The sequence below is a fragment of the Thalassobaculum sp. OXR-137 genome (assembly GCF_034377285.1).
Taxonomy (GTDB): Bacteria; Pseudomonadota; Alphaproteobacteria; order Thalassobaculales; family Thalassobaculaceae; genus Thalassobaculum.
The window spans coordinates 968,760-988,984 of record NZ_CP139715.1 but is presented as its reverse complement, the minus strand read 5'-3'; the positions used below and the strand labels follow the sequence as shown (position 1 = coordinate 988,984).

General features: G+C 69.3%; 19 protein-coding genes. 6 read left to right on the top strand and 13 right to left on the bottom strand.

The window, feature by feature from the left end:
* The first annotated feature begins 233 nt into the window (after positions 1–233).
* From T8K17_RS04620 to T8K17_RS04600, 5 genes are all read left to right on the top strand, one after another.
* Positions 234–692 carry a phasin family protein gene (locus T8K17_RS04620; protein WP_322333334.1) on the top strand — a complete coding sequence of 153 codons (459 nt, stop codon included), beginning with the start codon at positions 234–236 and terminating at the stop codon, positions 690–692.
* Positions 693–774: 82 nt separating this feature from the next.
* Entirely contained in the window at positions 775–1,494 is a 720-nt protein-coding gene (locus T8K17_RS04615) for a methyltransferase domain-containing protein (RefSeq protein WP_322333333.1), read from the top strand.
* Positions 1,495–1,548: 54 nt separating this feature from the next.
* Entirely contained in the window at positions 1,549–1,863 is a 315-nt protein-coding gene (locus T8K17_RS04610; RefSeq protein ID WP_322333332.1) for a metalloregulator ArsR/SmtB family transcription factor, read from the top strand.
* The gene (locus T8K17_RS04605) at positions 1,860–2,234 is read left to right on the top strand and encodes an SRPBCC domain-containing protein (RefSeq protein WP_322333331.1); all 375 of its coding nucleotides are present in this window, start codon (positions 1,860–1,862) and stop codon (positions 2,232–2,234) included. Before T8K17_RS04610 ends, T8K17_RS04605 begins: the two co-directional genes overlap by 4 nt.
* A gap of 45 nt (positions 2,235–2,279) precedes the next feature.
* Positions 2,280–2,891 (top strand): ATP-dependent Clp protease proteolytic subunit, encoded by a 612-nt coding sequence (locus T8K17_RS04600; protein WP_322333330.1) that lies wholly within the window; start codon positions 2,280–2,282, stop codon positions 2,889–2,891.
* Positions 2,892–2,928: 37 nt separating this feature from the next.
* Here T8K17_RS04600 and T8K17_RS04595 read toward each other — a convergent pair whose 3' ends face one another.
* Positions 2,929–4,530, bottom strand: a complete 1,602-nt coding sequence (locus T8K17_RS04595) for a phosphoenolpyruvate carboxykinase (RefSeq protein ID WP_416153168.1) — start codon at positions 4,528–4,530, stop codon at positions 2,929–2,931.
* A 150-nt stretch (positions 4,531–4,680) separates the two neighbouring features.
* Positions 4,681–5,874, bottom strand: coding sequence for a phosphoglycerate kinase (locus T8K17_RS04590; protein ID WP_322333329.1), 1,194 nt, complete (start codon positions 5,872–5,874; stop codon positions 4,681–4,683).
* Between the two features lie 136 nt (positions 5,875–6,010).
* On the opposite strand from T8K17_RS04590, the gene T8K17_RS04585 reads away from it, so the two are divergent.
* The gene (locus T8K17_RS04585) at positions 6,011–7,105 is read left to right on the top strand and encodes a class I SAM-dependent methyltransferase (protein WP_322333328.1); all 1,095 of its coding nucleotides are present in this window, start codon (positions 6,011–6,013) and stop codon (positions 7,103–7,105) included.
* Between the two features lie 156 nt (positions 7,106–7,261).
* Here T8K17_RS04585 and T8K17_RS04580 read toward each other — a convergent pair whose 3' ends face one another.
* The 11 genes from T8K17_RS04580 to T8K17_RS04530 form a co-directional block, all read right to left on the bottom strand.
* On the bottom strand, positions 7,262–8,434 hold the full coding sequence (locus tag T8K17_RS04580) for an ABC transporter permease (RefSeq protein ID WP_322333327.1): 1,173 nt from the start codon (positions 8,432–8,434) through the stop codon (positions 7,262–7,264).
* Positions 8,431–9,429 carry an ABC transporter permease gene (locus tag T8K17_RS04575; RefSeq protein WP_322333326.1) on the bottom strand — a complete coding sequence of 333 codons (999 nt, stop codon included), beginning with the start codon at positions 9,427–9,429 and terminating at the stop codon, positions 8,431–8,433. The genes T8K17_RS04580 and T8K17_RS04575 overlap by 4 nt, the downstream gene beginning before the upstream one ends.
* A gap of 13 nt (positions 9,430–9,442) precedes the next feature.
* Positions 9,443–11,392 carry an ABC transporter substrate-binding protein gene (locus T8K17_RS04570; protein WP_322333325.1) on the bottom strand — a complete coding sequence of 650 codons (1,950 nt, stop codon included), beginning with the start codon at positions 11,390–11,392 and terminating at the stop codon, positions 9,443–9,445.
* Positions 11,389–13,278, bottom strand: coding sequence for an ABC transporter ATP-binding protein (locus tag T8K17_RS04565; protein ID WP_322333324.1), 1,890 nt, complete (start codon positions 13,276–13,278; stop codon positions 11,389–11,391). The genes T8K17_RS04570 and T8K17_RS04565 overlap by 4 nt, the downstream gene beginning before the upstream one ends.
* 39 nt (positions 13,279–13,317) lie before the next feature.
* Entirely contained in the window at positions 13,318–13,929 is a 612-nt protein-coding gene (locus T8K17_RS04560) for a hypothetical protein (RefSeq protein ID WP_322333323.1), read from the bottom strand.
* A complete protein-coding gene (locus T8K17_RS04555; protein ID WP_322333322.1) occupies positions 13,920–14,687 on the bottom strand; it encodes a hypothetical protein in 768 nt (255 codons plus the stop codon). Before T8K17_RS04555 ends, T8K17_RS04560 begins: the two co-directional genes overlap by 10 nt.
* Entirely contained in the window at positions 14,684–15,841 is a 1,158-nt protein-coding gene (locus tag T8K17_RS04550; protein WP_322333321.1) for a glycosyltransferase family protein, read from the bottom strand. The genes T8K17_RS04555 and T8K17_RS04550 overlap by 4 nt, the downstream gene beginning before the upstream one ends.
* Positions 15,838–16,428 (bottom strand): histidine phosphatase family protein, encoded by a 591-nt coding sequence (locus T8K17_RS04545; protein ID WP_322333320.1) that lies wholly within the window; start codon positions 16,426–16,428, stop codon positions 15,838–15,840. The genes T8K17_RS04550 and T8K17_RS04545 overlap by 4 nt, the downstream gene beginning before the upstream one ends.
* Positions 16,425–17,441 (bottom strand): glycosyltransferase family 4 protein, encoded by a 1,017-nt coding sequence (locus T8K17_RS04540; protein WP_322333319.1) that lies wholly within the window; start codon positions 17,439–17,441, stop codon positions 16,425–16,427. The genes T8K17_RS04545 and T8K17_RS04540 overlap by 4 nt, the downstream gene beginning before the upstream one ends.
* Positions 17,442–17,518: 77 nt before the next feature.
* Positions 17,519–18,817 carry a glycosyltransferase family 4 protein gene (locus tag T8K17_RS04535; protein ID WP_322333318.1) on the bottom strand — a complete coding sequence of 433 codons (1,299 nt, stop codon included), beginning with the start codon at positions 18,815–18,817 and terminating at the stop codon, positions 17,519–17,521.
* Positions 18,818–18,819: 2 nt separating this feature from the next.
* A complete protein-coding gene (locus T8K17_RS04530) occupies positions 18,820–20,070 on the bottom strand; it encodes a glycosyltransferase family protein (protein WP_322333317.1) in 1,251 nt (416 codons plus the stop codon).
* Between the last annotated feature and the right edge of the window lie 155 nt (positions 20,071–20,225).

Here is a 20,225-nt window from a genome sequence, read left to right as displayed (position 1 = left end):
TTGCGCGGGCAACCGCGTGTGGGTGCGATTCGTCACGTTGGGGTCGACGGCCCGGTCAAACGGTCCGGAAAATCGATTTTTTCAACCCGGTTGATTCAGATCAACACGAGTGCAACCTGAATTCGGTACGCTGGGAAAATGCCGGGTCCGCAGACCGTGCGGCGCGCCTTCGGGCCGCCCATCGACCCGGGCGGGGGGTCGTAACGTCAATCGTACCGTCAAGGGAGCACACCATGACTAAGCAGCCGACCGAGACCTCCGAGATCGAACAGTCCGTGGACAAGTCCATCAAGGCCGGGCAGGAGGCGATGGAGAAGACGTCGAAGACCGTGGCCAAGGCTGCGCGCGAGGCCGCCCAGGCCAACGGCTGGACCGAGACGGCGGACAAGCAGGCCGCCACCCTCACCGCCCTTCAGGGTCCGCTGGTGGAGGCGACCTCCCAGGCCTTCGGCCGGTATGTCGAGGGGATGGCGGAGCTGAATCAGGAAATGACCCGCTTCGTCGCCCAGCGTCTGCGCTACGACGCCGAGTTCGGGCACGCCCTGGCGGGCTGCGGGTCCTTCGTCCAGGCCGCGGAGATGCAGCAGGAATGGATGAAGAAGGCGGCCGACGACTACATGGCCGAGGCCAAACGGCTGGGCGAGATCGGGCAGAAGTTGGTCAGCGACGTCGCCCGCACGCCCGCGGCCTGACGGACCTCCGACCGTACCAGGACCGGCGGCGCGGGCTGCCGCTCTTGATCCGGGTGGCCTTTCTGGGGCAGGACTGACTTCCATGTCAGACACTGTTCCGGCGGGGCCGGCCCCGAAGATCGATGTCGTCTCGTCCACCAGTGCCGTGGAGACCGCGCGCATTGCCGCCCGCGGCTGCGATCCGGTGCTGCAGATCGGATCCCGGGTCGAGGTCGTCGATCGGGTGGAGACGAGCTGGCGCAAGCGGATGGCGGGCCGCGACTTCACCGGTCTCGACATCGCCGAGGGCGAGGGCGTCGACGTGGTCGCCGATCTCTGCTGGCCCTTCGAGCGGCTGGACCAGGCGGTCGACGGCCGCCGCTTCGGCCTCATCCTGTGCCAGCACGTTCTCGAGCATGTGCGCCGGCCCTTCGAGGCGGCGGAGAACGTCGCGCGCCTGCTGGCCCCGGCCGGCACCCTTTATGTCGCCGTGCCCTGGGTCCAGGCGTTCCACGGCTATCCCGACGATTTCTGGCGGTTCTCGTTCCGCGGTCTGCTGGAGCTGTTCCCGGACCTGGAGCCCGTGGACATGTACTACAGCGCGACCGGTTCCGGACTGGACGCCGCCTACAAGATCACCGTGGACGGCCGGATCGACGTGGCCCGCACGCCCTTCGAGATCGAGGGCCGGCTGTTCGAGACGGTGTACGACCAGCAGGACAACATCGCCATGCTCCGCCGCCAGGAGCAGCAGCCCAAGCTGCCGATCGCTCGGCGCTACCTGCCGGCCCTGTTCGTCAATCTGGTGTTCGAGCGGCGTTAGGCCTCCCCGGAGCATGCGCTTGCCAAACACATAAGTGCGTGCTTATGTGTTTGCATGATCGAGAACGACATCTTCAGGGCGCTGGCCGATCCGACCCGACGGGCGATCTTCGACAAGCTCGCCGCCGGCCGGATGAATGCAAGCGCGCTGCGCCAGGGCATGGCGATCAGCCAGCCGGCCATCTCCCAGCATCTCTCCGTTCTGCGCCAAGCGCGGCTCGTGCGCGAGGAGCGCCAGGGACGGGTCGTCAACTACGAGATCGACCCGGAAGGCCTGGCCCTGGTCGCGGGATGGCTGGACCGCTACCGCGCCTACTGGCCGGCCCGGGTCAATGCCTTGTCGGACCTTCTGAAGGACATGGAGCCATGAGCGATCCGAAGCGCGTACCGGCGAAGGCGACGGACCACCCCGCGACCCTGACGTTCGACTATGACCTTGATGCCTCCGTCGAGAGCGCCTGGCGGGCGATCAGTTCCCCGGAGGTACGGGAGAAGTGGCTTCCGGCAGAGGATCTTGCGGATCCGGAGCCGATCCACACCGTTCCGGGCAAGGAGATCCGCTACCGGATGCGCGAGACCGAGCCGCCCCATCTGGAGAGCGTGGTGACGTTCCGGCTCGCTCCCGGCCGGGCCGGCGGGACCCGGCTGACGATCATCCACGATCTGACCGATGCCCGGTTGTCGGCGCGCCGGCTGGTGCCGGCGAACAGCGATCGCGGCCCCGTCATGCTGGCGGCCTGACACCCCCCGACCCACTCCCCATCACCGGAATCCAGGAGGTCACCGATGCGTGACGCGATGCAGCTCGTCCCCATGGTCGTGGAGCAGTCGAGCGCCGGAGAGCGATCCTTCGACATCTATTCCCGGCTGCTGCGGGAGCGGATCATCTTCCTGAACGGCGAGGTGAACGACACGGTCTCGGCCCTGGTCTGCGCCCAGCTTCTGTTCCTGGAGGCCGAAAACCCGCGCAAGCCGATCCACCTGTACATCAACTCGCCCGGCGGCGTGGTGACCAGCGGCCTCGCGATGTACGACACCATGCGCTACATCCGCGCGCCGGTGGAGACCCTGTGCATGGGCACCGCCCGGTCCATGGGGTCGTTCCTGCTGATGGCGGGCGAGCCGGGCCTGCGGGCGGCCCTGCCCAACGCCAGCCTCCACGTCCACCAGCCGCTCGGCGGCTTTCAGGGCCAGGCCTCGGACATCCTGATCCACGCCGAGGAGATGCAGCGCACCAAGCGGCGGATGATCCGGCTCTATGCCGAGCATTGCGGACGCAGCGAGGAAGAGGTGGAACGCACCCTGGACCGCGACCGCTTCATGACGGCGGAAGAGGCGGTCGACTGGGGGCTGATCGACCGCGTGGTCGCCCGCAGCGAGGCACCTGCCGGGCACTGAAACCCGGCAGGTGGACCCGGCAGGTGGCTGGAGTCGATCAGGCGGCGCGGCGGACGCCGGCGGCCTTGACGCTGTCGTCGACGAAGGCCTCGAACGGCTTGAAGTTCTCCACGAACCGGCCGCGCAGCTCGTTCGCGGTGGCGTCGTAGGCGGCACCGTCGCTCCACGCGGAGCGCGGACGCAGGACGCCGCTCGGCACGTTCGGGCAGCTCTCCGGCACCAGCAGGCCGAAATGGCCGTCTTCCTGCACCGGCGCCCCGCTGAGCGAGCCGTCCAGGGCGGCGCGGACCATGGCGCGGGTATAGGCGATCTTCATGCGCTCGGCGCCCGACCCGGCGCGGCCGCCGGACCAGCCGGTGTTCACCAGCCAGCAGGTGGCGCCGTGTTTGGCGATCCGCTCGCGCAGCATCTCGCCGTAGACGCTCGGGTGACGCGGCATGAACGGGGCGCCGAAACAGGTCGAGAAGGTCGCCTGCGGTTCGGTCACGCCCTTTTCCGTGCCGGCCACGCGCGCGGTGTAGCCGGACAGGAAGTGGTACATCGCCTGATCCGGCGTCAGCTTGGAGATCGGCGGCAGCACGCCGAAGGCGTCGGCCGTCAGCATCACCACGTTGACCGGATGGCCGGCCATGCCGGTGGCCGAGGTGTTCGCGATGTAGTCGATCGGGTAGCAGGCCCGGGTGTTCTCGGTCAGCTCCGCGCTGTCCAGGTTCAGCATCCGGGTGACCGGATCCATCACCACGTTCTCCAGCACCGTTCCGAACCGGTGCGAGGCGGCCCAGATCTCCGGCTCGGCCTCTTCGCTGAGCTTGATGACCTTGGCGTAGCAGCCGCCCTCGAAGTTGAAGATGCCGTTCTCCGACCAGCCGTGCTCGTCGTCGCCGATCAGGGTGCGGCTGCCGTCGGCCGACAGGGTCGTCTTGCCGGTGCCGGAGAGGCCGAAGAAGATCGCGCTGTCGCCCTTCGGGCCGACATTGGCCGAGCAGTGCATCGGCATGACGCCGCGGTCGGGCAGCAGGTAGTTCAGGATGCCGAAGATCGACTTCTTGATCTCGCCGGCGTAGCTGGTGCCGCCGATCAGGATCATGCGGCGGTCGAAATCGACCAGGATGAAGGTGGAGGAGCGCACGCCGTCCTGCTCGCCGCGGGCGGTCAGGCCCGGCGCGTGCAGGATCGTGAAGTCCGGCTCGAAGCCCGGCAGGTCCTCCGCCGGCGGGCGGATGAACATGTTGCGGGCGAATAGGTTCTGCCACGCGGTCTCGGTCACCACCCGCACCTTGAGGCGGTGCTCCGGATCGGCGCCGGCATAGCAGTTGAGAACATAGGCATCGCGGCCGTGATAGTAGGCCTGAACCCGCGCATGCATCGCGTCGAAGGCGCTGCGGTCGATCGGCTGGTTGATGTTGCCCCAGTTGACCGTCTTCTCCGTCGCGGCATCGCGGACGATGAACTTGTCCTTGGGCGAGCGGCCCGTGTGCTCGCCGGTCGACACCACGACCGCCCCATGGGCGGAGAGACGGGCCTCGCCGCGCCGGATCGCGTGTTCGGTCAGCAGCGCCGGGCCGAGGTCCCAGTGCTGGGTGCCGAGGTTGGTCAGTCCATGCGAGGTCAGGTCCATGCGTGTCGCGCTGTTGCCCACGTGTCCTCTCCAGATAAAGCTGAACGACGGCTCATTTTCTGGCCGGCCGCCGTTTGGATAGGCGAAGTGTCACCGAAACGCAACGACTCGCCCGGCGAAATAGCCGCGTCCGGCGCGGCGATACGTCGCGTCGGCCTTCGGCCTGTGGTCTCAGGCCTTGAGCACCGCCACGCCCGGCAGGTCCTTGCCCTCCAGCCACTCCAGGAAGGCGCCGCCTGCCGTGGAGACGTAGGAGAAGCGGTCGATCACCCCCGCATGGGCGAGCGCGGCGACCGTGTCGCCGCCGCCGGCAACAGACAGGATCTGGCCGCGGTCGGTCAGGTCGGCGGCGGCCTTCGCCAGGGCGTTGGTGCCGGCATCGAACGGCTCGGTCTCGAACGCGCCGACCGGCCCGTTCCACACCAGGGTCTTGCAGTCTTCCAGGCGCTTGGCGATGGCGGCCACGGTCTTGGGACCGACATCGAGGATCATTTTATCCGCGGGCACGTCCAGAATATCGACGGTTTGTGTCGCCACGCCCGCGGCCAGGGTGTCGGCCACCACCGCGTCCACCGCCAGCAGGATCTCGCAGCCGGCGGCATCCGCCTTGGCCTGGATCTCCTTCACCGTGTCCGCCAGATCGCGCTCGGCCAGCGACTTGCCGATCTCCACCCCGCCCGCATGCAGGAAGGTGTTGGCCATGCCGCCGCCGATGGCGAGCACGTCGACCCGGCCGACCAGGTTGCCCAGCAGATCCAGCTTGGTGCTGACCTTGGCGCCGCCGACCACCGCGGCGACCGGCCGCTCGGGACGCTCCAGGGCGCGGGTCAGGGCCTTGAGTTCGGCCTCCATCAGGCGCCCGGCCAGGGCCGGCAGCTTGCGCGCCACGCCGTCGATCGAGCCATGGGCCCGGTGCGCGGCGGAGAAGGCGTCGTTGACGTAGAGGTCGGCCAGCTTGGCGAGGCCGGCGACGAAGTCCGGATCGTTCGCCTCTTCGCCGGCGTGGAAGCGCAGGTTCTCCAGCAGCACAACATCGCCGTCGGACAGGCTGTCGACCGCGCTCTCGGCGGCGGCGCCGATGCAATCCTCGGCGAAGGCGACCGGGCGGCCGACGGCCTTGGACAGCGGACCGACGATCGGCTTCAGCGACATCTCGGCGTTCGGCTTGCCCTTGGGCCGGCCGTAATGGGAGACGACGATGACCTTGGCGCCCTTGTCGGCCAGTTCGGCGACGGTCGGTGCCGCGCGCTCGATCCGGGTGGCATCGGTGACCTTGCCGTCTTTCATCGGCACGTTCAGGTCCAGGCGCAGCAGCACGCGCTTGCCGGCGACATCGGCGCCGTCGAGAGTACGGTAATCGGCCATCTCGGGTCTCTCCCCAGCTACGAAACCGGCCCTTGCGCTCCGGATTGCGCCGGGATGTGCCACACTGCGGCCGGTGCGACAACCCTGACGGCGCCCTTGATTGACCGGCGCCGGGACCGATTTCTTCCCCATGGGAATGACGACACCTTCCGGCCGGCCCGGCGCGTTGCTCGGCTACGGCCTCGGCCAGGGCACGCGGATGGCCTGGTATCTCGGAAATTACCTGGCGACCCGCGCCTGGTTCTCGCGGATCGATCCGGCGGAGAAGCGGCGGCCGACCCTGCGCGGGCGGCTCATGGGCGCCCGGATCCAGGCGGCGCTGACCCGCGGCGCGCTGGCCCTGATGGCGCGGGATGCGGCCCATGTCCGGGCCGGCCTGTATCCGATGCCCGGCGACCTGCGGCCCCGGCCCGGCGCGGTCGGCGAGATGGTCGGATACTGGCGCGACCTGCCCAAGGTGGCGCTGCGGCGGCGCATGAAGGATGGGCAGGAAACCTACGCGGAGGCCCGGGATCAGGCGGATCCGCAGGACGGATATCCCCGCTACTACCTGCAGAACTTCCATTATCAGTCGGGCGGCTGGCTGACCGAGGAATCCGCCGATCTCTACGACACCCAGGTCGAGGTGCTGTTCGGTGGCCTCGCCCAGGCCATGCGCCGTCAGGGGGTCGTACCGGTGGTCGACTGGCTGCGGGCGCGCGGCTCGCCGGACGGGGCCGGGTTCGGCGCCGGCCATACCCTGCTCGATCTGGCGACCGGCACCGGGGCGATGCTCGAGGCCGTGGCGCAGGCGGCTCCCGGCTTGGCGCTGCACGGGCTGGACCTGTCGCAGGCCTATCTCGACAAGGCGCAGCGGCGGCTGGCGGGCCGCGACGTCACCTGGCACCGGGCCAAGGCGGAGGCGATCCCGCTGCCGGATGCCTCGGTCGATCTGGTGACGAGTACCTACCTGTTCCACGAACTACCGAAGAAGATCCGCGCCGAGGTGCTGGCCGAGGTGCTGCGGGTGCTGAAACCGGGCGGCCGTCTGGTGCTGGTGGACTCGCTCCAGCTCGGCGACACCCCCGCCCTCGATCCGGTGCTGCGCGGTTTCCCCGACCAGTTCCACGAGCCGTACTACGCCGACTGGATCGGCAGCGATGTGCCGGGGCTGCTGGCAGAGGCCGGCTTCTCGGTCGATGGGGTGGAGAAGGCCTATCTGTCGAAAGTGTTCGTCGCCGGCAAGCGGTAGCCTTCCTCACCGCCGCCTTTAATCACTCCCCGGACTTGTTCTGGGGCAATCCCGTCAGCGTGCGTGTTCGCCGACCGCCAAGCGCACCGGAAGCGTTGCCCCGGAACAAGTCCGGGGAGTGATGGAGGGGCAAAGGAGGAGGGGAAAAGTGAACCCCTACTTATACGGATCGGCCGCGTCCCGCAGGCCGTCGCCGAAGAAGTTGAAGGCGAGCACCACCAGGATCACCGGGATGACCGGGGTCATGATCCACGGGTAGAGTTCCACCGCGTTGATGTTCTGCGCCTCGGTCAGCAGCACGCCCCAACTGGTGATCGGTGGGCGCAGGCCGAGGCCGAGGAAGGACAGGGCCGTCTCGCCCAGGATCATGGTCGGGATCGACAGGGTCGCCGAGGCGATCAGGTGGCTCATGAAGCTCGGCAGCAGGTGGCGGCCGATGATGCGCTTGGGCTTCGCCCCCATCAGCTCGGCGGCGACGCAGAAATCCTCCTCGCGCAGGCTGAGCAGCTTGGAGCGCACCGCCCGGGCGAGGCCGGTCCAGTCCAGCAGGCCGAGGATCAGGGTGATGCCGAAATACACCAGGATCGGCGACCAGGTGACCGGCAGCGCGGCCGACAGCGCCATCCACAGGGGCAGTTCCGGGAACGAGCGGATCACCTCGATCACCCGCTGCACAAAGGCATCCACCCAGCCGCCGTAATACCCCGCCAGCCCGCCGATCGTGATCCCCAGCACGAAGCTGACGATGATGCCGATCAGGCCGACGGTCAGCGAGACCCGGGTGCCGTAGACGATGCGCGAGAACACGTCGCGGCCCAGCCGGTCGGTGCCCAGCAGGAAGAGCGTGCCGCCTTCCGCCGGGCAGACCAGATGGAAATCGGCCTCCACCTGACCCCAGAACTTGTACGGATCGCCGGAGCAGAAGAACCGCAGCGGCTGCACCTTGTCGGGATTGGCGGTGTAGTCCCGCTTCAGGTTGCGCAGGTCCAGTTCGTAGTCGTAGCCGAGCACATAGGGGCCAACGAACCGGCCGTCGCGGAACAGCTTCACCGCCTGGGGCGGCGCGTAGATGTGGTCGGTATGGCGGCTGGTCAGGGCGTAGGGCGCGATCATCTCGGAGATCAGCACCGAGGCGTAGAGCAGCAGCAGGATCACCCCGGAGACGACCGCGAGCCGGTGGCGCTTCAGCTTCCACCACATCATCCGCCATTGGGACGCCATGTAGTAGCGTTCCTGCTCGGGCGTGAGGACCTCGTCGCGTTCCGGATCGAAGGGTGCCCGGTCGACGAAATGCCGGGCCTTGGGGCGGGGCGGGGTGGCGAGGCTCATCGCGCGGTTCCTCCGCCCAGCCGGATCCGCGGGTCGAGCCAGGCGAGCGCCAGGTCGGAGATCAGCATGCCGACCACCGTCAGGGTCGCCAGGAACATCAGGAACGACCCGGCCAGATACATGTCCTGGCTCTGCAGCGCGCCGATCAGCATCGGCCCGGTGGTCGGCAGGGACAGCACCATCGACACCACGGCCGACCCGGACACCACCTGGGGCAGCATGTTGCCGATATCGGCGATGAACGGGTTCATGGCCATGCGCAGCGGATATTTCATCAGCGCCCGGAACGGCGGCAGCCCCTTGGCCCGGGCGGTCACCACGTATTGCTTCTGCAACTCGTCCAGCAGGTTGGCCCGCAGCCGGCGGATCATCGCCGCCGTCCCGGCGGTGCCGATCACCACCACCGGCACCCACAGGTGCTCCAGCACCGACATCACCTTGCCGAGGCTCCAGGGCTGGTCGATGTAGGACGGGTCCATCAGTCCGCCGATCGACGTGCCGAACCAGACATTGGCGAAGTAGAGCAGGATCAGCGCCAGCAGGAAGTTGGGCGTCGCCAGCCCCAGGAAGCCGAGGAAGGTCAGGCCGTAATCGCCGACGCTGTACTGGTGGGTGGCGGAGTAGATCCCGATCGGGAACGAGACCAGATAGATGAACAGGATCGTGCTGAAGTTCAGCACGATGGTCATCAGCACCCGGTCGCCGACCACGTCGCTCACCGGAAGCTGGTATTCGAAGCTGTAGCCGAAATCGCCGCGCAGCATGCCCACGGCCCAGACCACGTACTGCTCCCACATCGGCCTGTCGAGGCCGTACTGGGCGCGCAGGGCCTGGATCTTGGCCGGATCGACCGCCTCGCCCTGGCTTTCCATCTCGGCGATCAGGGTCGACAGGTAGTCGCCCGGCGGAAGCTGGATGATGATGAAGGTGATGATGCTGATCGCGATCAGCGTCGGGATCATCACCAGGATCCGGCGGGCGAGATAGTCGAGCACGGGGCCGGTTCCTTTACTGGCGCGACCGGGCGGCCGAGGTCAGCACCCGGTCGGGTGTGCGCGGCCGCTCGGCGCCAAAGAAGAAGGTGTCGGGGCGGTGCATCCCGAAATGCGCACCCGGATCCCAGTTGTAGATTGCCTGAACCGGGACGTTGTGCAGCTTCAGGCTGACCACCACCGGCTGCAGCACCCCGGCGATCAGGCCGATGGAGAAGACCTGGTCGCTCCAGATCGCCAGCATGTCGTGCCAGACCGCCCGCCGGGCATCGGCCGTGGTCGCGCGCCGCCAGGAGTCGTACAGCTCCATCAGCCGCAGCGCCTCGGGCAGGTCAGGGGTCACGCCGGCCTTGCCCTTGGTCTGGTAGTACTGGCCCCAGCGCGGCCACATGTACTGGGTCTGGGCTGTGGGGGCGAATTCGACCGGGCTGGACTCGGCGCTCGGGATGCCGTTCTCGATGCCGAAGGAGATCGCCATCATGGTCTTGCCGGCGAAGATCCGGTTGCGGAACACAGTGCGCTCCGACGGCCGCGAGTAGAGCTTGATGCCGGCCTCCATCCACGTGTCGTGGATCAGCTCCAGCAGGTCGGTCTCCTCGGTGCTTTCGCCGGCGGTCTCGATGATGATCTCCATCGGCCGGCCGTCCGGCAGCAGCCGCACGCTCCGGTCGTCCCTCCCGGTCAGCCCCATCTCGTCGAGCAGGGCGTTGGCCCGCTTCAGGTCGAACGCCGCCCATTTCCGGCGATAGTCGGGCTCGAACAGCCGGGACGCGGGCAGCACCGTGTTGCCGCCTTCCAGGGCGAGGCCGAAATAGATCACCTCGTTCAGCTCGTGCCGGTTGATGGCGAGCGACAGGGCGCGGCGGAACCGGACGTCGCGCATCACCTCGCGCCAGACCGGATCCTCGACGTTCAGGTTCGGGAACAGCGCCAGGTGCGACCCCTTGGCGGTCTTCCAGAGATAGGTCTCGTAGTTGCCGCGCTCCTCGCCCTGGCGCAGGAACGTGTAGTCCTCGAAATTCAGGTAGCGCGCCTGCAGGTCGACCTCGCCGGCGCCGGTCTTCGCCGGAATCAGGCCCGGAGAGGCGATCTGGAACACCACCGAATCGATATAGGGGAGCTGGCGGCCCGTGCTGTCGGTCTTGTGGTAGTAGGGATTGCGCTCGAAGACGTAGCGGTTCGACGGCGGAGACGTGCGCGCCATCCAGGGCTGCAGCGTCGGCAGGTCAGGATTGTCGAACTTGTAGGGGTTGTCCTCCCGATTGTGCAGGGCGGCCCAGTTCCGCGCGTCGGCCTTCTCAACCCGCGCCTTCAGTTGGTCGGGCTCGGCGTAGCGGTCGTGATACAGCTTCAGGTGATGCGCCGGCCGGTACAGGTACACCGGCCGCGCGCCGGCCAGCTGCGGCAGGAAGTCCGGGTTGGGCTGCGACCAGGAATACCGCACCTCGGTCGGCGACAGGATCTCCACCGTGGGCAGTTCGCCGTTCACCATCAGCTCGATCGGCGGGCCGGTGGGGGAGATGTCCGGATCGTTGGCGACATCCTCCCAGAAATACCGGAAATCCTCGGTGGTGAAGGGCGTGCCGTCGGACCAGCGGTGACCCTCGCGCAGGACGAAGGTGAAGGAGCGGTTGTCCTCCACGATCACGTCCTTGGCGAGGTCGGGGCGCAGTTCCATCGTCGTCGGGTCGTAGCCGACCAGCCGGGCGTAGCCGTAGACCACCATCTGGCGCACGTCCTTGGCGCCGGACATGACCATGTTCAGCGTGCCGCCATAGTCGCCGAGTTCGCGGTCCTGGCTCTTCAGATCGACCACCAGCGGCTCTATCGGCAGCCGTTCCCACATCCCGGGAAGCGCACCGGTGGCCACTGCCTCGGCCAGCAGCGGCGGTTCGCTCTGGGCCGCCGCCGGCATCGGCGCGGCCAGCAGCAGCAGGACGGCGGCGAGGAGCAGCAGGCGGGTCATGAGGCCAGCCTCAGGTTCAGGATCCCTGGATCGGCGCGCACGAAATGGCCGTCCCCGAGCTCGACGAAGCCCGGCGCGTGGCTGTCGTCGACCGTGAACGGCGCCGGCCAGGCGGCGGGGTTGGAGGCGCGGCCGTCCATCACCGCGTCGAAGTCCAGCGGATTGTCCAGATCCGGGTCCGGGACGGCCGCCAGCAGCGCCTGGGTATAGGGGTGCACCGGGTCGCGGAACAGCGCCTCGCGCGGCGCCAGCTCGACGATCTGGCCGGCGCACATCACCGCGATGCGGTCGGCCACGTAGTCGACCACCGCCAGATTGTGGCTGATGAAGAGATAGGTCAGGCCGAGCTTTTCCTTCAGGTCCTTCAGCAGGTTCAGCACCTGGGCCTGGATCGACACGTCCAGCGCGGAGACCGGCTCGTCGCAGATCAGCATCTTCGGCTTCAGGGCAAGCGCCCGGGCGATGCCGATGCGCTGGCGCTGGCCGCCGGAGAAGCTGTGCGGGTAGCGGTTCAGGTGGCGCACGTCGAGCCCGACCAGGCGCATCAGTTCCGACACCATCTCGCGCCGCCAGGCCGGATCGCCGATGCCGTGGATCACCAGGGGTTCGGCGATGATGTCGTACACCGTCATCCGCGGATTGAGCGAGGAGAACGGGTCCTGGAAGACGAACTGCAGCTTCTGGCGGAACTCCGTCAGCCGGTTGCCGTCGAGGGCGAGGACGTCGGTCGGCCCGGTTTCGTCGGTGAAGGTCACCTTGCCGGCGTCCGGCGTCAGCGCCCGCATGATCACCTTGGACAGGGTTGTCTTGCCGCAGCCGGACTCGCCCACCAGGCCGAGGCATTCGCCCGGCTGCACGGTGAAGGACACGTCGTGCAGCGCCTTGATCGACTTGCGGGAGGTCGAGACCCAGCCGCCCTTGCGGATGGTATAGGCCTTGGTCACCCCTTCGACCGCCAGCATCGGCGCGTTGTCGGCCGTCGTGGCCTTCGGCCGGTCGGCCAGCAGGTGCCCGGTCTCGGTCTGGATCTCGCGCAGCGGCTTCAGACGCTCGCCCGGCGCCATGTCGAAGCGCGGCACCGCCCCCATCAGGGCCTTGAGATACGGATGCTGCGGCCGACGGAAGATGTCGTCCACGTCGCCGGATTCCATGATCCGACCGCGATACATCACCACCACTTCCTCGGCCACGTTGGCGACCACGCCCAGATCGTGGGTGATCATCAGCATCGCCATGTTCAGCTCGGACTGCAGATCCTTGATCAGCTTCAGGATCTGCGCCTGGATCGTGACGTCGAGGGCGGTGGTCGGCTCGTCAGCGATCAGCAGGGCGGGGCGGCAGACCAGGGCCATGGAGATCATCGCCCGCTGGCGCAGCCCGCCGGACAGCTCGAACGGATAGGTCTTCAGCGCCCGGTCCGGATCGGGGAAACCGACCAGGGCCAGCATGTCGCGGGTCAGCTCCGTCGCCTCGCGGGCCGAGACGTCGCGGTGCAGCTCCAGCGCCTCGCGGATCTGGTTGCCGACCGTGTGCAGCGGCGACAGGGACGTCATCGGCTCCTGGAAGATGATGGAGATCCGCCCGCCGCGCAGGTCGCGCATCTCGCGGCCGTCGACCGGCAGGCGGACGATGTCGGTGATGGTGCCGGGCTTCTCCGGATCGGCGAACAGGATCGAGCCGCCCAGGATCTTCGCCGGGCGCGGCAGCAGCCCCATGATCGCCTGGCTGACCACCGACTTGCCGGAGCCGGACTCGCCGACCAGGGCGACGGTGCTCCCGCGGCGGATCTGGAACGACACGCCGTCCACCGCCACGAGCCGGCCTTCCGGCAGATCGAACCCGATCCGCAGGTCGTGCACGCGCAGCAGCGGCGTTGAGCGATCCAAGTCTTCGTCCCCCTCCGGTGTGGCTCGATCCGCAGCCTATCAGCGGTCCCGATCCGGTCCAATTCCCTGCTGCATACCCCCTTGGCGCAGACCCGGTTCCAGTTTCGGGGCGATATGTCCGCTCGACCCGAAGGTCGGCGGTCCGTCGCCCCCGGCCTGGTCCGGCGCCGCACCGAGCAAGCCCAGGGCGCGCAGATTGTCGAGTGTGGCCTCGGTCAGTTCAAGATTGTTGCGCCGGGCCACCAGCATGGCATGGCGCACGATGCCCTCGAAATCGTCGATGGAGCTCTCCACCGGCAGCTTGTTGCCGTTGCCGGTCAGCTTCAGTTCCATCCAGCCGCCGTTCTTGTCGCGCCGGGTGGAGAAGTACCGCAGCCCCATGGAGTCCAGGTCGTCCCACGGGATCTCGATTGCCAGCGGCCCGGTGCGGCGGATGCCTTCGGCGCCGACCTCGATCGCCTGGGCCGAGCGCAGCCAGGTCCGCGCGACATAGACGCCGAACAGGGTGGCGAGTCCGCCGAAGATCACGGCCATGGTCGTGGCCATCGGCGTGACGACCAGCGGCAGGCCGGTCACGGCCAGTCCGAGCCCGCCCCGTGCCATATCCCAGACGATCGCGCCGCGTTCGTAGCGGTGCACTGTCACAAGCACCTCCGTTTCCCCGGTTCAACACCCACCCGGGCAAGCGCGTCGCCCGGGGAAAGCCACCGCACCGCGGGGTGGTCCGACAGCAGCCGCAGAAGCGGCGCCCAGTCGGTCCATGCCCGCCGGTCGGTGACGCGGTGATGGGACAGGATTCCGACCGGTCCGTCCACCCCGTCGTGTTCAAAAAGCCGTGCCACGAAGCCGTCGCCGGAGACCGGCTTGCCGGTGCCGCGCCAGTCGATCAGGTCCACATGGGTATCGAGCCTGGGCACCGCGGCCGCCGGCGCCGCGCGCCTCGGCGGGGCGAACGCGGACAAGGCCAGGATCCCGGCGGCCCCCAGTTCGGGAAGCAGGTCGTCCCCGATCCGGTTCCAGGGCGGCACGAAGCAGGCAAAGGCCCTGTCCCCGCCGATCGCTTCCACCGCCTCCCGCCCCCGGGCGATCTCCTCCAGCCGCTCTGCGACGGGCCGTGCCGGGCCGTATTCGGATTTCTTCTCGCCTGCCGGCGCGTGGTCGGTATGGGCCCAGCCATGGACGAACAGCGCCGCTCCGGTACCGTCCAGGGCCGCCACCGCCGCAGGCGTCAGGCCGCTGGGGATGGCGGCGAAGGCCGCGGCGATCCCGGCGGCGTGGAGGGCGTCCAGGCAGACCGACAGTTCGGCCGACGGCGTCTCCAGATCGTCGTCGCGCCACCACAGGAGCAGCGGCCGGCCCGTCTCGCCGCGCCGGTCCAGATGGGCCGCCAGGGTGTTCAGTGCGCTCATCGCCGGACGAGGCGGTCCATGACATAGGCGGCGGTCTTGCGCGCGCCGTCCAGATCGACGCTCGGCACCGCGTCGCGCGACCGTGCCCGGGCCCGCTCCATCGCCGCCCCCAGCGTCTCGGCGGAGAGATCGTCCTCGGCCACCACTTCCAGGGCGCCGACATCGGCCAGCAGGTCGGCGCGCAGCCGCTGCTCGGTCTCCACCCCGCCCTCGTAGGGCACGACCACCGCCCGGGTGCGCGCGGCCAGCAGCTCCAGCAGGGTGTTGTAGCCGGCCTGGGAGACCGACAGGGCGGCGCCGGCCATCAGCTCGGGCAGGTTAGGCACGCTGCGCTCGATCACCGCGTTGGCCGGCACGGCGGCCTCGATCTGCGCCAGGGCGGAGGCGGGCATGTGATGGCCGGTCACCAGCCGCCAGGGCCGGTCGGCCAGGGGCAGGTCGGGGATCAGCCGCGCCACCGCCGGCATGAACCGGTCGCCCACCGCGCCGCCGCCGGCGGAGACCAGCACCTCGCCGGTCGCCGCCGGATCGGCCTCCGGCACGGCGATGTCGTCGGCGTTGACCACATAGCCGGTGTAGTGCTGCTCCACCGTGATCTCGGCGGCCATGGGGAAGGTGCGGTCCAGCCGGATCAGCTCCGGGTCGGAATGGATCAGGGCGGCGTCGTAATAGGCGTTGAGGGTATCGACGATCTCCTGGTTGCGGTCGCGCCGCGGCTTGGTGACCAGGATGTCGCGCATGGAGGAGAAGACCTGAGGGTGCCAGTCGGCCTGCCGCGCCCGTTCCAGCAGCGGGATCAGCTCGAAGCGCATCTGCCGGCGGCCGAACGGGAACAGCTCGGTGATCAGGGCCGCCGGCCGCAGCTCCTCGAACAGGGCGAGCAGCCGGTCGCGCCGGGCGTCGCGGAACGCGTCGTCGACCGGCTTGTCGGTCTCGTCCAGCAGCACCTTGAAGTTGCCGTCCTCGGTGCGGATCGGCGGGAGCTGCACCATCTTCGCCCCGCCGAGCGGCAGGTGCGGCACCGGCATCCCGCCCGACACGAAGGCCACGTCGGCGCCGGCCGTCACCAGGGCCCGGGCCACCGCCGCGGCCCGGCGCAGATGGCCGATGCCGAGCAGGTTCTGGACGTAGAGCATGACGACAGGTCGGGTCATCGGTCGGCCTTCAGGGGCAGGTTGGGCTGGGTCAGGCGCGGCGTGCCGTCGGCGGCGAGGTCGAACAAATGCACCCGGTCCCAGAACAGTTTCACCGGCGGCTTATCGACCATCGGCCATCCGGTGGCCAGGGACAACAGGGCGCGGATGACGCCTTTATGGGTGACGATCCCCGTGTCCCTGTCCTCCGCCGCCAGCTTGGCGAGCAGCGGGGCGAGCCGGGCCTGCACGGCGCGCGGGCTCTCGCCGCCGGGGGGGGTGAAGTCCACCCCGCGGGCCTCGTTCGCCGCCGTGCCGTCCGGGTCCTCCGCCCGGATCTCCGACAGGCGGCGGCCCTCCCAGGCGCCAAAATCGAGCTCGATGGCGGCGGGCTCCTCCGTTGCTTCCACGCCGATCAGCGCGGCGGTGCGCCGGGCGCGGATCAGCGGGCTGGTCAGCCAGCGGAAACCGGAGAGATCCGGCGGCAGGGTCCAGGTGCGCACCTGCGCCTCGCCGTCCGGGGAGAGCGGCTGGTCGGCCCGGCCCTGCAGCCGCTTCTCGGCGTTCCACGCGGTCGGGCCGTGGCGCAGCAGGGCGAGCCGGGTCATCGCGCCCGCTCCACCAGCGGCCGCAATGCCGCGTCCAGGGTCGCCGCGGCAGCGGGCAGGCCGTGCTCGGTCCGGGTGACGGCGGCGGCGTTGGCGCCCAGGGCGCGACGTCGCGCGGAGTCCTGCACCAGGCCGGCCACCGCCTCGGCGAAGGGATCGGGCGCGCCCACCGGGACCAGCAGCCCCGTCTCGCCGTCCCGCACGATGGCGGACACCCCGCCGGTATCGCCGGCCACCACCGGCAGACCCGCCGCCTGGGCCTCCAGCAGGGCCATGCCGTAGGCCTCGTTCACGGCGGGCCAGACCAGCAGGTCGGCGGCCCGATAGGCGGCCTCCAATTCGGCCGCGTCCAGGGCACCGCGCCAGGTCACCCGCCCGGCCACCGGGGCCAGGGCCGCCTCCACCTCCGCCCTGGCGGGGCCGTCTCCGACCACGGTCAGCCGCCAGTCGCCGGGCACCCGGACGAGGGCCTCGCCCAGCACCCGGTAGGAGGCCAGCTTGTCGCCCGCCCGCATCATGCCGACCGCCAGCAGTTCCGCCGGGCGGTCCGGCCGCTCGGGCGGGGGCGGGCCCTCGACCTCCAGGAACGGTGGCAGGTCGAGATAGTGCGCGCCGTCCTTCAGGCAGGGCTGCACCAGCACCCGGTCATGGGGATTCAGCCCGATCACGAGATCGGCGCGGGCGAGGGCGGTCAGGGTCGCCCGGTGTCCCTGGTCCCAGGGACCGCCGGCCCGCTTATGGGCCACCGACGCCTCGGCGACCACATAGGGGATGCCCAGTGCCGAGGCGACCAACGGCCCGATCAGGTCGGGCGCCTTGTAGTAGAGGTGATAGGTGAACCAGAGGTCCGGGCGCGGCCGCCGGCCTTCGGCGACCAGCCGCAGGTAGCGCCCCGCCAGCCGGGTTCCGAGCTCGGCCAGCCGGGCCTGCCGGGTGACGTCGCCGGTGCCGTCGCGGGTGCGCAGCCGGGTGGCGAGATCGACCTGGTGGCCGGCTTGGGCGAGGGCGGCCATCAGCAGGCGCGCGACCTGTCGATCCCCGGAGGGGACGGCCGAATCCGGGGTCTTCAGAGGGGCGTGGAAGGCGATCCTCACGCCGCGTCGGGCCGGCCCTCGGCCCGTGCGGACGGCAGGCCGAATTTTGCCGCCAGCCGGTCGATCCCCGCATCGGCGGAGAACTCGGTGATGACCCGGGCGCGCCCGGCCGCCGCCAGCCGCAGCCGGGCGGACGGATCGCCGATCAGATCCTCCAGCGCCTTGGCCAGGGCCGGGTGATCCCCCGGCTTCACCAGCCGGCCGTTGACCCGGTCGTCGATCAGCTCGGGGATGGCGGAGACCGAGGTGGCCACCACCGGCAGGGTCATGAGCTGGGCTTCCATCAGCACGTTGGGCAGGCCGTCGCGGTCGCCGTCCGGGGCGATCTTGCTGGCGAGGACGAAGATGTCGGCTTCGGCCAGGGCCTCGATCACGCCCGAGCGGGGCTGGGCGCCGCGCCACTCGATCCGGTCGGACAGGCCCATGATGTCGGCCGCCTGCTTCAGCCGGAAGGCGAGGGCGCCCCCGCCGATATGGATGAAGCGCCAGTTCACGCCGTCCGGCAGCGCCCGCAGGGCGGCGAGCACGTCGTCATAGCCCTTCTTCTGCACCGCCCGCCCGACCGACACGATGATGACCGGGGCGTCGGGGTCGCGGCCGTCGCGCTTGGAGCGCGGGCCGGGCGGCGGAAAGCCGGACGCGTCGAGCCCGTGATACAGCAGGCTGACCCGGGCCGGCTCGGGGGCGAGGTCGGCCAGGTGGCGCGCGCCGATCGCCGTGCAGGTCACCGCCCAGTCGGCATCGGCGAGCTTCTCCCGCTTCTCCCAGGCCGGGGTGGTCCAGATGTCCTTGGCATGGGCCGACACCGACCAGGTGATCCCGCGCATCATCGCGGCATAGCGCGCGACCGAGGCGGGGGTGTGCAGGAAATGGGCGTAGAGATGGGTGATCGACGGATCCAGTTCGGCCGCCAGGACGCAAGCCTGGCCGAAGCGTCGGCCCCGGTTCGGCGTCGGATCGCGCATCAGGTCGCGCAGCCAGGTCCGCAGCGCCTTGCCGTATCCCGGCAGGCGGCGCGCCGCCGCCCAGCCGCGCCGGACCCGGCGCAGGTCGTCGGTCAGGTATTCCGGCAGGTAGTCCACCGGTGCTGCGATCGCGTCGTGCACCGGGTGGGTCGCCTTGTCGGTGGGATGGCGCAGCGAGATGATGCGGAAATCCAGCCCGCGCTCCTGCAGGCCCAGGATCTCCTGGGCGATGAAGGTCTCCGACAGGCGGGGATAGCCTTTCAGCACGATTCCGACCTTGCCGGGAAGGCCCCCGCGGCCCGCCGCGTCGTTCTCGGCGATCAGGGTCATGGTCAGGCCGTCCGGCGTGCCGATTTGGAGCGCCGCCGCTCTTCGATCCAGCGGTCGGTCAGCCTGCCGACCTGGTCCAACCCGTTCAGCATGGCCAGGGCCTTGGCCTGGGACGGGATCTTCTGGCCAGGCAGCTCGCGCAGGGCGGCGGCCATGCGCTTGGGATCGCGGTCGCCGTCGTCCACCAGCATGCGCAGCAGACCCAGCTCCTCGGCCCGCCGGGCACGGATGAACTGCTCCAGGCGCGGCTCGGTCCGGGGCACGACGATCGACCGTTTGTCGAAGGACAGGATCTCGCAGAACGTGTTGTAGCCGCCCATCGCCACCATGCCGGCGCAGCGGGCCATGAGCGTCTCGATCCGGCTGTCGAAGGTGATCGCCTCCACCCGGTCGAGCTTGCTCGCCCGCTCCATGAACTCGTGCTGCTGCTCCTGGACCATGAAGGGGCCGAGCACCAGCAGGGCCGGATAGGGAAGCTGCTGGTCCTCCTCATAGGCGCGCAGCACCCAGTCCATCACCTGCTCGCCGTCGCCGCCGCCGCCTGCGGTCACCAGGATGAACGGATCGTCGCCGAAGGGCAGGGCGGAGGACGGGCTCGGCGCCCGCGAGACCGAGCGGCGCAGATAGCCGGTATAGCGGGTCTTCAGCTTGATCTCGGCCGGGATGTCCAGACCCTCATACGGATCGCAGACCTCCTTCACGCCGTAGACCCAGACCTCGTCGTAGAGGTCCTGGAGCGCCGGCAGCACCTTCTTGCGCTCCCACTCCTGCTCCAGCTGTTCGGGCTCGTCCATCACGTCGCGCATGCCCAGGACCAGCGGCGTGCCGCGCTCCTTCAGCAGTTCCAGCGTGTCCTTGACCTCGCCGCGCAGGCCGAGCGGTTCCTTGTCGACGATGAACAGGTCGGGATCGAACACCTCGGCGGTGTGGCGGATGATGGCGCTGCGCAGGGCCACCGTCTCCTCGATGTCGAGATGCAGGGAGAGCGAGGTGTAGTCGCCGTTGCGCAGCTTGATGACGCCGGGAATGCGGACGAAATCGACCCGGGTGCGGAAATCGAAACTTCCGATGATCGGCGAGCCCGACAGGATCAGCACCGACAGGCCCGGATGATCCTCGACCAGGGCATGGGCGATGGCACGGCACCGGCGCAAATGCCCCAGCCCCATCGTGTCATGGCTGTACATGAGGATCCGGGCTGCCGAGCCGTCCGCGAGCGGCCTGGCGGGCGCGGGGGCCTTGGTCTTGGTCATGGGTTCCCCGTCGCTGTCATCGCTGCCCGAAAATGTGGAGATTCTGGCGGAGGCCGATGTGGGCCGCACTATGGCACATAGCGTCTTCCCGAGAAATGGTAACCTTTTGACGCAGCTTGCCATTGCACCGATCGGCCTTCCGCCGCAAGATCGAC